This is a genomic window from Burkholderia sp. BE12 (assembly GCF_002959955.1).
GTDB lineage: Bacteria > Pseudomonadota > Gammaproteobacteria > Burkholderiales > Burkholderiaceae > Burkholderia.
Genome location: NZ_PREY01000002.1, coordinates 141489 through 155288 on the forward strand (window position 1 = coordinate 141489; position 13800 = coordinate 155288).

The 13800-nt window shown below is 67.2% G+C and carries 12 protein-coding genes; 5 read left to right on the forward strand and 7 right to left on the reverse strand.

All coding sequences use genetic code 11. The features are described 5' to 3' along the window. The first annotated feature begins 278 nt into the window (after nucleotides 1-278). Nucleotides 279-614 carry an H-NS histone family protein gene (locus C4B30_RS02735; RefSeq protein WP_105131781.1) on the forward strand — a complete coding sequence of 112 codons (336 nt, stop codon included), beginning with the start codon at nucleotides 279-281 and terminating at the stop codon, nucleotides 612-614. 300 nt (nucleotides 615-914) lie between these two features. Here C4B30_RS02735 and C4B30_RS02740 read toward each other — a convergent pair whose 3' ends face one another. The 3 genes from C4B30_RS02740 to C4B30_RS02750 form a co-directional block, all read right to left on the reverse strand. After that, a complete protein-coding gene (locus C4B30_RS02740) occupies nucleotides 915-1673 on the reverse strand; it encodes an SDR family oxidoreductase (protein ID WP_105131646.1) in 759 nt (252 codons plus the stop codon). Nucleotides 1674-1824: 151 nt separating this feature from the next. After that, nucleotides 1825-2196 (reverse strand): hypothetical protein, encoded by a 372-nt coding sequence (locus tag C4B30_RS02745; RefSeq protein ID WP_105131647.1) that lies wholly within the window; start codon nucleotides 2194-2196, stop codon nucleotides 1825-1827. 33 nt (nucleotides 2197-2229) lie between these two features. Beyond that, nucleotides 2230-3174 carry a LysR family transcriptional regulator gene (locus tag C4B30_RS02750; protein WP_105131648.1) on the reverse strand — a complete coding sequence of 315 codons (945 nt, stop codon included), beginning with the start codon at nucleotides 3172-3174 and terminating at the stop codon, nucleotides 2230-2232. A 166-nt stretch (nucleotides 3175-3340) separates the two neighbouring features. Between C4B30_RS02750 and C4B30_RS02755 the strand changes: the two genes are divergently transcribed. Continuing rightward, nucleotides 3341-4555: an FAD-dependent oxidoreductase gene (locus C4B30_RS02755; protein ID WP_105131649.1), complete on the forward strand. Its 1215-nt coding sequence runs from the start codon at nucleotides 3341-3343 to the stop codon at nucleotides 4553-4555. A gap of 141 nt (nucleotides 4556-4696) precedes the next feature. Here the strand turns inward: C4B30_RS02755 and C4B30_RS02760 are convergent, their stop codons facing one another. Then, nucleotides 4697-5635, reverse strand: a complete 939-nt coding sequence (locus C4B30_RS02760; protein WP_105131650.1) for an alpha/beta hydrolase — start codon at nucleotides 5633-5635, stop codon at nucleotides 4697-4699. 61 nt (nucleotides 5636-5696) lie between these two features. Continuing rightward, nucleotides 5697-6794 carry an OpgC domain-containing protein gene (locus C4B30_RS02765; RefSeq protein WP_105131782.1) on the reverse strand — a complete coding sequence of 366 codons (1098 nt, stop codon included), beginning with the start codon at nucleotides 6792-6794 and terminating at the stop codon, nucleotides 5697-5699. Between the two features lie 385 nt (nucleotides 6795-7179). Between C4B30_RS02765 and C4B30_RS02770 the strand changes: the two genes are divergently transcribed. Next, nucleotides 7180-8334 (forward strand): porin, encoded by a 1155-nt coding sequence (locus C4B30_RS02770; protein ID WP_105131651.1) that lies wholly within the window; start codon nucleotides 7180-7182, stop codon nucleotides 8332-8334. Nucleotides 8335-8377: 43 nt separating this feature from the next. Here the strand turns inward: C4B30_RS02770 and C4B30_RS02775 are convergent, their stop codons facing one another. After that, nucleotides 8378-9283, reverse strand: a complete 906-nt coding sequence (locus C4B30_RS02775) for a LysR family transcriptional regulator (protein ID WP_027780888.1) — start codon at nucleotides 9281-9283, stop codon at nucleotides 8378-8380. Between the two features lie 142 nt (nucleotides 9284-9425). Between C4B30_RS02775 and C4B30_RS02780 the strand changes: the two genes are divergently transcribed. Then, entirely contained in the window at nucleotides 9426-10427 is a 1002-nt protein-coding gene (locus tag C4B30_RS02780) for an aldo/keto reductase (protein WP_105131652.1), read from the forward strand. Between the two features lie 131 nt (nucleotides 10428-10558). Beyond that, complete coding sequence (locus C4B30_RS02785) at nucleotides 10559-11299, forward strand: sulfite exporter TauE/SafE family protein (RefSeq protein ID WP_027780886.1); 741 nt, start codon at nucleotides 10559-10561, stop codon at nucleotides 11297-11299. 82 nt (nucleotides 11300-11381) lie between these two features. On the opposite strand, the gene C4B30_RS02790 is transcribed toward C4B30_RS02785, so the two are convergent. Continuing rightward, nucleotides 11382-13544: a hypothetical protein gene (locus tag C4B30_RS02790; RefSeq protein WP_105131653.1), complete on the reverse strand. Its 2163-nt coding sequence runs from the start codon at nucleotides 13542-13544 to the stop codon at nucleotides 11382-11384. Nucleotides 13545-13800 lie beyond the last annotated feature (256 nt).

Below are 13800 nucleotides of genomic sequence, written 5' to 3' on the forward strand. Positions count from 1 at the left end.
GGGCGCGATTGTGTGCCGGGATGTTCGTAGTGGGGCTTGCCTCGGGCGGACGATCGTTTCGGCAGGACGCGTCTGCCTGTTTGCAGCATCGGGGTATTTGCCGCGGCGCGGTGCTTCGCTTCGCAGATTCGCCAACTGCGCGTGTCCTGTGATCCGGCGCGCAGAGGTGCGTCGCATGCCGATCAAGTGAGTATCGCCATGGCGGGGCGTTGCAAGTCAATCTATTAGTCGTGCGAATCGTATTGATTTTCATGCAAATGCGGGGCAGGAAGCAGAAGATGAACGCGAGCAAGACCTATGCGCAGCTCGTTGCCGAGCTGGACGAACTGGACGAGGAAATCGAGCGCGCACGCGCGCGCGAACGCATCGATGCGATCGCGAAGGTTCACTCGCTGATGGACACCTATGCGATCAAGCATCGCGACCTGGTCGGCCGCAACGGCCGCCGAGGCTCGTATGTCGTGAAAGATCTGCCGGCGCGGTATCGCGACCCGGAAAGCGGGAAGGAGTGGAGCGGGCGCGGCAATGCTCCGCTCTGGATCAGGGGCAAGGATCGCCGTCGGTTCGTCATATGCAAGCCCCCGTCCACTGGCAAGAAAACCAAGGCAAGCTGATGGAGCATGACGGGATCGCCACCCGGCGACCGACACGTACGACCGGGCGAAGGCGCATGGCGTCGACGCGACACGCCGGCTATCCGATCCGGATGAAACGGGCGCCGCACACTGTCAGGCCGACGATCCGAGGCTCGGACAGGCGTTCATCTGCGACTGGCTGGCGGCGCGGCTGGGCATCGACCAGCGCGAAGCCCGACAGCGCACGCCGGCATTGACCTGAACGACGGGGCGCGTTGACCTCCGGGAGGAGGCCCGCTGTCGCGGGCGACGTCTGCCGGAGCGGGCCGCCGCTCGTGTTTATCCGCGCCCGATGAACGGCATCGCGGTCGCCATGATCGTCATGTTGAGGATGTTCGTATCGAGCGGCAGATTCGCCATCTGGACGATCGCATTCGCGACATGCGCGACGTCCATCCGCGCCTCGGGCGCCAGGCTGCCGTCCGCTTGCGGGACGCCTTGCGTCATCCGTTCCGTGAGCGACGTCGCGGCATTGCCGATGTCGATCTGGCCGCACGCGATGTTGTACCGGCGGCCGTCCAGCGCCAGCGACTTCGTGATCCCGGTTACCGCGTGCTTGGTCGCCGTGTACGCGATCGTATCCGGGCGCGGGGCGTGCGCCGAGATCGAGCCGTTGTTGATGATTCGGCCGCCCTGCGGCGTCTGCGTCTTCATCAGCCGCCACGCGGCCCGCGCGCACAGAAAGACACCGGTCAGGTTCGTTGCGACGACGCTGTTCCACACGTCGAGTTCGTATTCGTCGAGGGAAACGACCGGGGCATTGCGGCCGGCATTGTTGAACAGGACATCGAGCCGGCCGAACTGCTGCGCGATCCGCGCAAACGCGTGGTCGACCGAGGCTTCGTCGGTGACGTCGGCGGGAAACACCTGCGCATCGCCGCCGGCGGCGCGGATTGCGTCCTGCGTTGCGCATAACGATGCCTCCGTGCGCCCGAGCAGCGCGACGGTGAAACCGGCCTGCGCGAGCGCGATGGCCGCGGCGCGACCGATGCCGGAGCCGGCGCCCGTGACGGCGGCGAATTTCTTCGAGACGGACATGGCTTGATTCCCTGCGGGTTGAGTGACGGGGAGGTGGCCGACGGTCGATGCCGTCGCCACTCCGGCAATGTAGTCGAAACGCACGGCCTGCCTGTTGATGCGGAGCCGCGAAGCGCGATTGACCGCGCGACACGCTCTCGCGATCGGTCGACTATACCGCCGTGTCGTTTGGCGCGCCCGGCAGCAAATCAATCCGGCTTCGCGTCAGGCATTGTGGCCAGGTCGCCGCCACGCCGTTGTGCGCGACGATGACGAAGTTCGTGAATGCGCGATCGGAAACGAGCATTTTCCCTTTGCCGATGTGCTGGCCGATAAAGGCGATGGCGGGTTCGATCGGCAGAAAATCGCCGATCTTGCGACGAACGTGGATCACGACGTCCGCGGAACCGATCGTCGACAGCATCTTCCAGAGAAGGTCGCGATCGACGCTGCCAGTCGACAGCAGATGGATCCATTCGCATTTGACCAGATCCACGTCGGGACGATGTTTGAGATAGAGCGCATGCACGCGTCTGGGATTCATTGACTCGGTCTCCGTGACGGACGATTGCCATGATCATTTCCGCCGCGCGGGTGCGGCCTTTCGCGTTCGCGCGCCCGTGTCCGCGAACAACTCGACCACGACGTTGCGCAGCCACCGGTTCCCTTCGTCCTGATTGACCCGCGCATGCCAAAGCATGTGGATCGGTGCACCGGGCAGCGTGACGGGCAGCGCACGCCAGCCGAGCGAGAACGGCGCGGCGAGCTGTAGCGCGAGATGCTCGGGCACCGTCGCGATCAGGTCGGTGCGCTGCAGGATGTAGCCCACGCTCATGAAATGCGGCACCGTCAGCCGCACCTGGCGCTTCACGCGGCGCCGCGCCAGCCATTCGTCCACTTGCCCGTGTCCGGTGCCGGCCGACACCACGACCAGATGTTCGGCGTCGCGCCATGCGTCGACCGTCAGCGGCGCCCCCTCGAGCGGGTGCCCGCGTCGGAACAGGCACACATAGCGTTGATCGAACAGCCGGCGCTGATAGAAACCGCCCTTCAGTTGCGGCAGCAGGCCGATCGCGAGATCGACGCGGCCGTCGGCCATTTCGTCGCCGAGGTTGATGCTCGTGTTGCGGACGGTGTTGAGCGCGATGCCCGGCGCCGCATCCGACAGATGTTCGAGCAGCGCGGGCAGGAAGACGACTTCGCCGATATCGGTCATGCCGATGGTCAGCGTGCGCGTGGCGAGCCGCGGATCGAAGCCCCTCTCGGGATTGAGCGCGGCGTGCAGCGTCGCGAGCGCTTGCGACACGGGTTCGGCGAGACGCAGCGCGAACGGCGTCGGCACCACACCGCCGGGCCCGCGCACGAACAACGGATCGCCGAGCCGGCGGCGCAGCTTGGCGAGCGCGTTGCTGACGCCCGGCTGGCTCATGTTCATCTGCTCGGCGACGCTCGACACGCGCCGTTCCTGCATCAGCCGCTGGAAAAGCAGCAGCAGGTTGAGGTCGATATCGCTCAGTTCCATCGGTTTCGCGTGGCCCGGTTCATTGCATTCGGTGATGAAGCAGATTCATTTCATTTTATTGCGGGATAAAAGTCCACTCCTGAAAATACCGATACGGCGCGTGCATTCGACATGGCCGCCGCGCAAGCCGCGCATCTCATCCACGAATATCGGAGACACCTTCATCATGCAGACGAACCTGAAGATCGCGATCGTCGGCGCCGGCATCGGCGGCCTGACCCTCGCGCTCGCATTGCGCGAGCACGGCATCGACGCGCAGCTCTACGAGCAGACCACCGCGTTGCGCGAAGTCGGCGCGGCCGTCGCGCTGTCGGCCAATGCGACGCGCTTCTACGAACGCATGGGTTTGCGCGCGGCCTTCGATGCGGTATGTGCGGACATCCCGGGCCTCGTCTATCGCGACGGGCGCAGCGGCGCGGTGATCGGCCATCATCGCGGCGAACCCGACTATCGCGGGCAATTCGGCGGCGCGTACTGGGGCGTGCATCGCGCGGATCTGCAGGCCGTGCTGTCGACGGCGGTCGGCGCCGACTGCATTCATCTCGGTCATCGTCTGGTCGACCTCGCGCAACACGCCGATCGCGTGACGCTGTCGTTCGATAACGGCACGCAGGTCGACGCCGATCTCGTGATCGGAGCGGACGGCGCGCGTTCGATCACGCGGCGCTGGATGCTCGGCTACGACGATGCGCTGTATTCGGGCTGCTCGGGCTTTCGCGGCGTGGTGCCGGCCGCGCGCATGAACCTGCTGCCCGACCCCGACACGATTCAGTTCTGGATCGGGCTGCACGGGCATCTGCTGCACTATCCGATCGGCGACGGCGGCGACCAGAATTTCCTGCTGGTCGAGCGGCATCCTTCACCGTGGCCGTCGCGCGACTGGGTCATGCCGTCGGAAGAGGGCGAGCAATTGCGCGTGTTCCGGGACTGGCATCCGGCGGTGGTGCAGATGATCACCGCCGTGCCGATCAGCCAGCGCTGGGGGCTGTTCCATCGTCCGCCGCTCGGCCGCTGGAGCCGCGGGCGCGTGACCTTGATCGGCGACGCTGCGCATGCGCTGGTGCCGCACCACGGGCAGGGCGCGAATCAGTCGATCGAGGATGCGGTGGTATTGGCCGCGCAGTTGGCGAAGGCCGGGCCGGGCAACTGGCGCGAAGCGCAGGAAGCATACGAGCGGCTGCGTCGCGGCCGGACGCGCAAGGTGCAGTACGCGTCGATTTCCGCGGCCGACGTGCTGCATCTGCCCGACGGGCCGGCCGCACAGGCGCGCAACGCGCGTCTTGCCGGGCGCGACAGCGTGCTGCATCACCTGGACTGGATTCATGATTTCGACGCGCTTGCCGAGGAGCCGAGCGAACGGCAGGGCGGCACGTGGCTTTGAGTCGCCCGGGCCGGACCGGGGCGGCCGGGCGCCGTGCGCGCTTCGCGGCGTGAAATCAGGCCGCCGGCTCCGCGCGTCCCTGCCGAAAGGCCGGTTCCCTCCGGGAGAGGGGCGCAATCGCGAGCCCGATCAGATCGACCGCTACTTCACGCACTCCAGCGCATATTTCAACCCCTGCCCGAGCAACCCGCGCCAGACGTCCCACGTATGCCCGCCGTCGACGATGCGCAGTTCGGCCGGGTTCTGCGCACGGCGCAGGTGCGTGTACAGCACGCTCGATTCCGCCTGGATCGTCAGGTCGTCGTCGCCGGCCGCGATGAACATCGGCACGCGCCAGTTGCGCGCGAAATAGCCGCGCAGCAGCGCCGGGTAGTTCAGCTCGTGCCACACGCGCGAATCGAACTGCCGGTCGCCGAACACGCCGACGTAGCGCGCGGCGGAATTGAGCGGCGGCTCGTTCGCATAGATCGCCGGGCTCAGCAGCATCGCGCCGCAGAACAGGCCCGGCTCGAGCAGCGAGAAGCGCAGCGCGCCGAAGCCGCCCATCGACACGCCGCCGATCGCACGGCCCGCGCGCTGGTTCGACACCGCGAAGTGCGCTTCGACCTCGGGCAGCAGGTCGTTGAGGAACGCGCTCTGCATCTTCTCCTTGCGATCGACGTACCAGTCGGTGCCGCCCTGCGGCATCACGATCACGACGGGCGGGATGTCGCGGCGCTCGATCAGCGTGTCGGCGGTGGCCTGCAGCCGGCCCTGCGTGACCCAGTCGTTCGCGTTGCCCGCGTTGCCGTGCAGCAGGTACATCACCGGGTAGCGGGCGCCTTCCGGGTTGTAGCCGGGCGGCAGGTAGACCGTGTACGACCAGTCGCGCTTCAGCGACGCCGACCGGAACGTGCGCAGCACGACGCTGCTGCCCGGATTGACGGATGGCTCCTGCGCGGCCGACGGCGTCGTCGCGGTCTGGACGGCCGGCGGCGCGGGCGATACCGCGGGAGCAGGCGCTGCCGGCGGCGTGGCATGGGCGGTGGCGACGGAGCCGGCGATCAGGGCGAGGGCGAACGGAAGGGCGAGTCGGCGCATGGCGAATCGTTTCAGGAGAGGCGCCGGCTATCGTAGCAGCGGCGCATGACGGCGCGGCGCGTCATTGCCGCGAACGGAACGGCAGCCGCGCGACGAGCGGCCCGTAGAGTTTGGCGACGAGATACAGCAGCCCGATCGCGACGGCGTCGGCGGTCAGGCCCAGCGGCACGTCGAGATAGCCTTCGGTCGCCTGGTAGAGCAGCGAATCGACCGCGAGCGAGATGCCGGTGCCCGCGACGAAGCACAGCAGCCCCTGCCGGCCGATCGTGCCGATCCACGGCATGGCGTGCGCGACCTTCTTCATCCAGCCGAGGTGCACGAGCTTGGCGGCGAGCCACGCGATCGCGAGGAAGTTCACGAGCCGCAGCGCGCCGAGATTCTGCTTGATCGACGGATCGGTGGGGAACGGCTCGATGCGCAGCCGGTAGTACGCGCCGGCCGCGACGACCGCGAGCGACGCGGCCGTCAGCAGCCAGCCTTGCGGTCTCGGCGCGAGCGTCTGGTAGACGGGCTGGCAGCGCGCGATCACGCCGAGCACGAACAGGAACTGCCACGCGAACGGATTGAAATCCCACGGCGCGCCTTCGACGGTCGGCAAAAAGTGCGCGACGTGCGGCGCCGCGTACCACAGCGAGCCGCTGAACGCGAGCATCAGCCACGGCTGCGTGCGCGCGAGCGGCAGCGCGAGCGGGACGAGCAGCGCGAAGAACGCGTACATCGGCAGCACCGACGCAAGGTACGGCTGGCGGCGGAACAGCAGGATGTCGCGCAGCGCGGCGAGCGGCTTGTGCAGCAGCCCGTCGAGATCGTTGGTCGGCATGTTCGGGCCGTCGATCGCGAACGCGTTCAGCGCGGCGGTGATCAGCAGCATCAGGCCGGCCGTCACGAGGAACGCGCGGTAGATTTCGAACGCCCGCCGGATGAAACGCTGGCGCGCGGCGGCCTCGTCGTGCCGCTCGGCGAGCGAGTTGTACGCAATGGCGGTCGCGAAGCCGCCGAGGAACACGAATACCTCGGCCGCGTCGCACAGCGCGTACGCGTGCAGCGTGACGCGCGACAGGATGCTGCCGCCGATGTGGTCGACGACGATGACGAGCAGCACGAGGCCGCGGAAGAAATCGAGCTCGGCGTAGCGGCCGGCCCGGGCGGCCGCGGTCATCGGCGCGCCTTCCGGCGCGGGCCGCGGGCACGGCCGGCACGCGCCGCGCATGAATCGGGGTGAAGCATGACTTCGTGAAGAAATGGCGAACGGATGCGCATTGTGCCACCGATGCGACGCCTACCGGGTTTACGCGGATGGCGGGCCGGCCGGCCGCTGCCGATAAGCCCGCTCAGGCGGTCCGCGCAACCGGGCAGTTGGACGAGCGCAACGCTTTGCGCGCGACGATCAGCACCCGATGGACGGACGGTTTGCGTCGTGACACCATTTTGTCCTCACGCGGCCGCACACCGCGTCGTCCGCCCTGCGGGCCATCCATACCCAGAACAGATCAAACATTCGCCGGGCGTTCGGCCCGCCCGGCCCTCGGCTCCGGAGAACCGTCATGAAGAAGCACGTCATTTTTGCCGCCGCGTTCGCTGCGTTCGCCGCGCCGGCCTTCGCCGAGAGCAGCGTGACGCTGTACGGCGTGATCGACGAAGGCTTCAATTACACGAACAACGTCAACGTCAATGGGGTCGGAAAGACGAATTACCAGCTCGCGAGTGGTTACGCGCAGGGTAGCCGGTGGGGCCTGAAGGGCAGCGAGGATCTCGGCGGCGGGCTGAAGGCGATCTTCACGCTGGAAAACGGCTTCGACGTGAACAACGGCCGGCTCGGCCAGGGTGGCCGCATGTTCGGCCGTCAGGCGTTCGTCGGGCTTTCCGAGTCGCGCTTCGGCACGCTGACGCTCGGCCGCCAGTACGATTCCGTCGTCGACTATCTCGCGCCGTTGACCGCGAACGGCAACTGGGGCGGCACGCTGTTCTCGCACCCGTTCGACAACGACAACACGGACAACTCGTTCCGCGTCAACAACACGGTCAAGTACGCGAGCCCCGACTGGAACGGCCTGACGTTCGGCGGCACGTACAGCTTCAGCAACGGCACGGGCTTCTCGAACAACCGCCAGTACAGCATCGGCGCGCAGTATTCGCTGGCCGGGCTGCAGGTCGCGGCCGCGTACCTGCAGGCGAACAACCCGGGCGTCGGCAGCGCGGGCGCGATCGCGGCCGACGACGCGAACTTCGTCGCCGATCGGCTGCGCATCTTCGGCGGCGGCGTCAACTACACGTTCGGCCCGGCCACGGTCGGCATCGTCTATACGAAGACCGACGTGAAGAATCCCGTGTCGACGGTCTACCTGCCGGCGTCGACGTTCGCCGGCCTCGGGCTGACCGCGACGAAGTTCCAGAACTTCGAGATCAACGGCAAGTACCAGCTCACGTCCGATTTCTACCTCGGCGCGCAGTACGTGTACACGGACGGCAAGTACGATGCCGCGGCCGGCTCGTTCAAGCCGAAGTACCACACGGTCGGCCTGATGGCCGACTACAGCCTGTCGAAGCGCACCGACGTCTACCTGCAGGGCGCGTGGCAGAAGGTGGGCGGCGACAAGACGGGCACGGCAGCCGACGGCGGCTATGTCGTCGGGACGGACGGCCCGTCGGCGTCGTCGAACCAGTTCGCGGTGCGCGCCGCGATCCGCCACAAGTTCTGATCGCGCGCCGGCGCCGGGGCGAAGGGCTCCGGCACGGCCGCCGTCAGTCCGCCCGGCCGCCGAGCGTTTCCGCGAGCCAGTCGACGAAGATCCGCACGCGCGGCGCGAGATGCCGGCCGTGCGGAAACACCACCGACACCGGCAGCGGCCCGGCATTCCATTCCGGCAGCACCTCGACCAGCGAACCGTCGGCGAGCAGCGGCGCGAGCCCGTCGCGCGGCGCCTGGATCAGCCCGAGACCCGCGAGGCAGCACGCGAGATACGCCTGCGAACTGTTGACCGACACGACGCTGTGCATCTTCACCGTGTGCACCTCGCCCGAATCCATGTCTGCATATTCCCAGTCCAGCTCGCGGCCCGTACGGCTCGAGAAATAGCCGACCGCGACATGGTCCGGCAGTTCGTCCGGCGAGCGCGGCGTGCCGTGGCGCGCGAGATAGGCAGGCGACGCGCAGTTGATCTGGGCCATCTCGCCGACGCGCCGCGCGACGAGCGACGTGTCGGACAGCACGCCGACCCGCACCGCGCAGTCGATGCCGTCCGCGACGAGATCGACGAAGCGGTCGGTCGTGCTGATCACGACGCGCAGATCGGGGTAGCGCGCGTGAAAATCCGGCAGCGCCGGAATCACCCGGTTCAGCGCGAAACGTTCGGGCAGGTCGACGCGGATCATGCCGCGCGGCGACGCGCCGGCATCCTCGAACAGCGTTTCCACGTCGTCGAGATCGGCCAGCAACCGCACGCAGCGCTCGTAGTAGGTCGCGCCCTCGGCGGTCAGCGCGACGCGCCGCGTCGTGCGTTGCAGCAGGCGGATCTTCAGGTGCTTTTCCAGATACTGGACGGCGTTGCTGACTGTCGGGCGCGGCAGCTGGAGCTGCTCGGCCGCTTTCGTGAAGCTGCCGAGATGGGCGACGCGCGCGAAGATGCGCATGGCTTGCAGGTGGTCCATGTGGGCGAAAGCCTCGGCGGGAAAGGGAACAGGCTCCATTGTTAATCAGCGTCGAATGGTTTGGTGGAGCGTTTCCCGTTTATCGCGCGGCGCCGTGCGCTCAGAATCCGTTTCATCCACTCACCATTCGAAGGAAACGGACATGGACATGCGTCAACTGGGCCGCACGGGCCCGCAGGTATCGGCGATCGCGCTCGGCTGCATGGGGATGTCGGATTTCTACGGGCCGGCCGACCGCGACGAAAGCATCGCGACGCTGCACGCGGCGCTCGATCACGGGATCACGATGCTCGATACCGGCGACTTCTACGGCATGGGCGACAACGAGATGCTGATCCGCGACGCGCTGCGCGGCCGGGCGCGCGACCAGGTGCGGATCAGCGTGAAATTCGGCGCGCTGCGCGATCCGGCCGGCGGGTTTGCCGGCTACGACGCGCGGCCCGCGGCGATCCGGAACTTCGTCGCGTATTCGCTGAAGCGGCTCGGCACCGACTACCTCGACATCTACCGCCCGGCACGCGTCGATCCGGCGGTGCCGATCGAGGAGACGGTGGGCGCGATCGCCGATCTCGTGAAGGCCGGGTACGTGCGTCATATCGGCCTGTCGGAAGCCGGCGCGGACACGATCCGCCGCGCGGCCGCCGTCGCGCCGATCGCCGATCTGCAGATCGAATACTCGTTGCTCTCCCGCGGGATCGAGGCCGAGATTCTGCCCGTATGCCGTGAGCTCGGCATTGGCGTGACGGCCTATGGCGTGCTGTCGCGCGGGCTGCTGGGCGGGCGCTGGACTGCGGCGCGGCAGGGCGAGCGCGATTTCCGCGCGGCGAGCCCGCGCTTCCAGGGCGAGAACCTCGCGCACAACCTCGCGCTCGTCGACGCGCTGCGCGCGATCGCCGACGAGAAGGGCAGTAATCCGGCGCAGGTCGCCATTGCCTGGGCGCTGTCGCGCGGTGCCGACATCGTGCCGCTGATCGGCGCGCGCAAGCGCACGCAACTGCAGGACGGTTTGCTGGCGACTGAATTGCAACTAACGGTTGATGATCTCGCCCGCATCGAAGCGGCGGTTCCCGCCGGGGCGGCTGCCGGTGAGCGCTATCCGGCCGCTCAGATGGCGCACCTCGACAGCGAGCAGAGCCGGGGGTGATCACGGGGCCGGATCGACGGGCCTGAACGCCCCGTCCGACCGGCCCGAGCCAGCCTCAGGCAAAACCAGATGGCGGGCGGCAGGGCGGGCAGGCACCATCGGCGCCGTGCTCACCGAACGGAATGTCTGCCATGCAAATTCATACGCTGACGATCATCGTGCTGGTTTTTCTGCTGGCCGGCGCGGTCAAGGGCATGATCGGGCTCGGGCTGCCGACGATCGCGATGGGTCTGCTGACGCTCGCGATGCCGCCGTCGGCCGCGGCGAGCCTGCTGCTCGTGCCGTCGTTCATCACCAACGTGTGGCAGTTGGGGCTCGGCCCGTCGTTCGGCGCGCTGCTGCGCCGGCTGTGGCCGTTGCTCGCGGGCCTGACGGTCGGCACGCTGACGGGCGGGCTGCCGGCGCTCGCGGCCGGCAGCACGTGGACGCACGCGGCGCTCGGCGTGGTGCTGGTGCTTTACGGGCTGTGGGGGCTGGCGGCCGCGCGACTGCCCGCGCCGGGGCGCCATGAAAAATGGCTGTCGGCCGTGGTCGGCTACCTGACGGGTGTCGTGACGGCCGCGACCGGCGTGTTCGTCGTACCGGCCGTGCCGTACCTGCAGGCGCTGCGGCTGTCGAAGGACGATCTGATCCAGGCGCTCGGGCTGTCGTTCACCGCGTCGACGATCGTGCTCGGCCTGCAGTTGCGTGTGACGGGCGCCCTGCAGACGGTCGATCTCGGCGTGTCGGCGCTCGCGCTCGTGCCCGCCCTGGCGGGAATGGCCGGCGGGCAATATGCGCGGCGCGTGATGAGCGAGAAGATGTTCAAGCGCTGCTTCTTCGTCGGGCTGATTGCGCTCGGCGCGTATATGGCGGGGTCGGGATGGTGGTGAGCGCGCGCCCGGCCGCCGAATGATCCCGAAGCCGGTTTCGGCAGCCGGCTTCGGGATCGGTCACGGGTCGCGCTTACATCGCTTACGCCGGATCGGCGTACCTCAGCGTCCACCCGAGCGTGCGGGTCGCGCCCGCGCCGAGCGCGAACGGCTTCGTCGTGCAGGCGAAGTTCGAATGCAACTGCCCGATCGGCGTCGTCGACAGCGGATTCGTCGTGCCGTTTGCCGTGTCGAAGGCGGACAGTGCGCAGTTGTCGAACCCGGATGCCGCATAGCCGGTCGCGGCGCTGTTCGCGTACGTCACCGACACGCCGTCCCCATTGGCCTGCGTCGACGCGAAATCCGCGAACGACGTGAAGTCCGTTTCGACCGCGAGGTTGCCCGCGAGCGTGCCCGAACTCAGCGTATCGCTGCGCGAGACCGTGCCGTGCGCGAACGTCAGCACCGTGTGCACCTGCAGGTCGAGATCCGTCGTATAAGCGGCGTTCTTCGACGCGAGGCGGAACTTCGTCGTATCGAACGACACGATCACCTGGCCGTTGCTTTGCTGCACGTTCAGGTTCCGGTAGTACGTGACGGGAACGTAGGTCTTTGTGTTGTACGTCACCTGCGGGAGCAGTAGCGCGTAGCCGAGGTCGGTCGTGCCGTAGATCAGCTTGTCGGAGAACGGCACCGGGTAATACGGCGTGTACGAGTTGTAGTCGGGCGCCTGGCTGAGGTTCAGGTTGATCACGCGCCGGCCGTCGCGCACGGTGAGCAGCGCGGCGCTGTACGGATGCGCGGCGTCGCCCGGCTGGTTGTACCAGGTGAGCGTGTAGCGCGGCAGCGCGTCGAGCCACGCGCGGTAGTCCGCATCGGCCATCGGCGCCTGGCCGCCGAAGCCGAGCTTGTTCCACCACGCGTTCACGTACAGATACTGGTGCAGCAGGCTGAAGTTCTCGCCCATCACGCGCGGCTTGCCGCGATACGTGTCGGTGCCGCGACCCTTGACCCACATGTTGACCGACGGCGTCGGCAGGGACGGGTCGTACCAGTAGGTGTCGAAGCGACGTGCGGCCTGGTAGATGAATGCATACGCAACCTGTTTCTCGCGATCGGTCAGCACGCCGGCATTGGCCGCGGCCGTCAGCACCTCCATGAACGCGGAATCGCCGTACGGGCCGATCGAGCGGCCGTAGTTGAAGCCCTGGCCGTCGGTGTTCAACTGCGGCAGGATCAGGTCGACCGACTTGCGCAGATAGCCCTTCAGCTCCGGCGTGAGATTCGCTTCGTTGCCCATCTCGAACGTGCGCTCGACCACTTCGCCGATCAGCAGCGTGCTGTAGCGGTCGAAGCGCGCCTGGTCGTAGTAGGTCGTGTGCGTGTTCGATGCTTCATCGGAGAATCCGCCCGACGAGTCGTTGCGGATGTGGTTCGTCAGCGTGTACAGCAGTGCATCGCGCGCGCCCATCGTCGCGACCGCCGGATCGGTCTTCGACGCGAACGACGGGCTGCTCCAGCCGAGCTTCTGGCGCAGCCCGGCGATTCCGTAGGACACCGCATAGTAGTTCTGCGCGGTGTTGAGCGACGCGATGTCGATCGGCGTGCCGGCGGCCGGGCACGTATTGGTCTTGCCGCTCGCATCGGGGCCGAACATGTCGCAGAACGTGAGCCGCTGCTGCAGCGTCGCGAGCATCGCATCGCTGAAGACTTCGTTGAGCATCCCGTGCGCCTTCAGGTTGTTCAGCGCGACGAGGTAGTAGTACTCGCCCCACGACGTGTTCGCGTACGCGTAGTTGCTGCCCGACTGCGCCATCATCGCGGTCGTGATCGTCTGGTACGTCGCGAGGTAGCTCGCGTATTGCGGATCGTTCTTCGACTTCATGTCGATCAGGATGTACGACAGGCCGAGCGCGAGCTTGCCGGGCAGGAATTTGTCGCCGGTATTCGTGTCGAGCACGTGGACGGGCGTGCCGTCGCCGAGATCCATCACGACCTGCGTGAAGTCGGACGATTTCCGGATCAGGTCGAACAGCGCGCGCATCTGGCCCATCATCGTGAGGGAAATGTTCGTGCCGGCCGGCACGCTGGTGTCGGGCGCGCCATAGACGAGCGCCTGCAGCGAGTTCGATGCGAGCGCGGGCGGAGTGGACGGAGGGGGCGACGGCGGCGTGTCGGTCACGTCGTTGCCGCCGCACGCGCTGACGAGCACGACGGAAAGGACGCCGACAGCGGCGCCGAGCGCGAATCTGCTGCGCGGATGCATGGTGTCTCCAGTTTCGAATAGTGGTGAAGGACGGGCACGTGTGACCGATGCCGCGCTCGATGCCCGTACCCGGCTTCCGCCTCGCAACCCTGATCCCTGAAGACGGACGGCCTGAATCACAAATCGAGCGGGCACGCGTTCCCCTTGCGCGGGCCATGATCGACGTCGCGCTCAATTGATGGAAAACGTTTTCCAAATTTAGGCATCGATCCGCATGATGTCAATGAACTTTCACATCGGATGCGACGGTAGAAAC

Coding starts and splice junctions, on each gene's coding strand:
- C4B30_RS02770 (WP_105131651.1), top strand. CDS start 7,180: ATGAAGAAGCACGTCATTTTTGCCGCCGCGTTCGCTGCGTTCGCCGCG.
- C4B30_RS02780 (WP_105131652.1), top strand. CDS start 9,426: ATGGACATGCGTCAACTGGGCCGCACGGGCCCGCAGGTATCGGCGATC.
- C4B30_RS02750 (WP_105131648.1), bottom strand. CDS start 3,174: ATGGAACTGAGCGATATCGACCTCAACCTGCTGCTGCTTTTCCAGCGG.
- C4B30_RS02745 (WP_105131647.1), bottom strand. CDS start 2,196: ATGAATCCCAGACGCGTGCATGCGCTCTATCTCAAACATCGTCCCGAC.
- C4B30_RS02775 (WP_027780888.1), bottom strand. CDS start 9,283: ATGGACCACCTGCAAGCCATGCGCATCTTCGCGCGCGTCGCCCATCTC.
- C4B30_RS02790 (WP_105131653.1), bottom strand. CDS start 13,544: ATGCATCCGCGCAGCAGATTCGCGCTCGGCGCCGCTGTCGGCGTCCTT.
- C4B30_RS02740 (WP_105131646.1), bottom strand. CDS start 1,673: ATGTCCGTCTCGAAGAAATTCGCCGCCGTCACGGGCGCCGGCTCCGGC.
- C4B30_RS02755 (WP_105131649.1), top strand. CDS start 3,341: ATGCAGACGAACCTGAAGATCGCGATCGTCGGCGCCGGCATCGGCGGC.
- C4B30_RS02765 (WP_105131782.1), bottom strand. CDS start 6,794: ATGACCGCGGCCGCCCGGGCCGGCCGCTACGCCGAGCTCGATTTCTTC.
- C4B30_RS02735 (WP_105131781.1), top strand. CDS start 279: ATGAACGCGAGCAAGACCTATGCGCAGCTCGTTGCCGAGCTGGACGAA.
- C4B30_RS02785 (WP_027780886.1), top strand. CDS start 10,559: ATGCAAATTCATACGCTGACGATCATCGTGCTGGTTTTTCTGCTGGCC.
- C4B30_RS02760 (WP_105131650.1), bottom strand. CDS start 5,635: ATGCGCCGACTCGCCCTTCCGTTCGCCCTCGCCCTGATCGCCGGCTCC.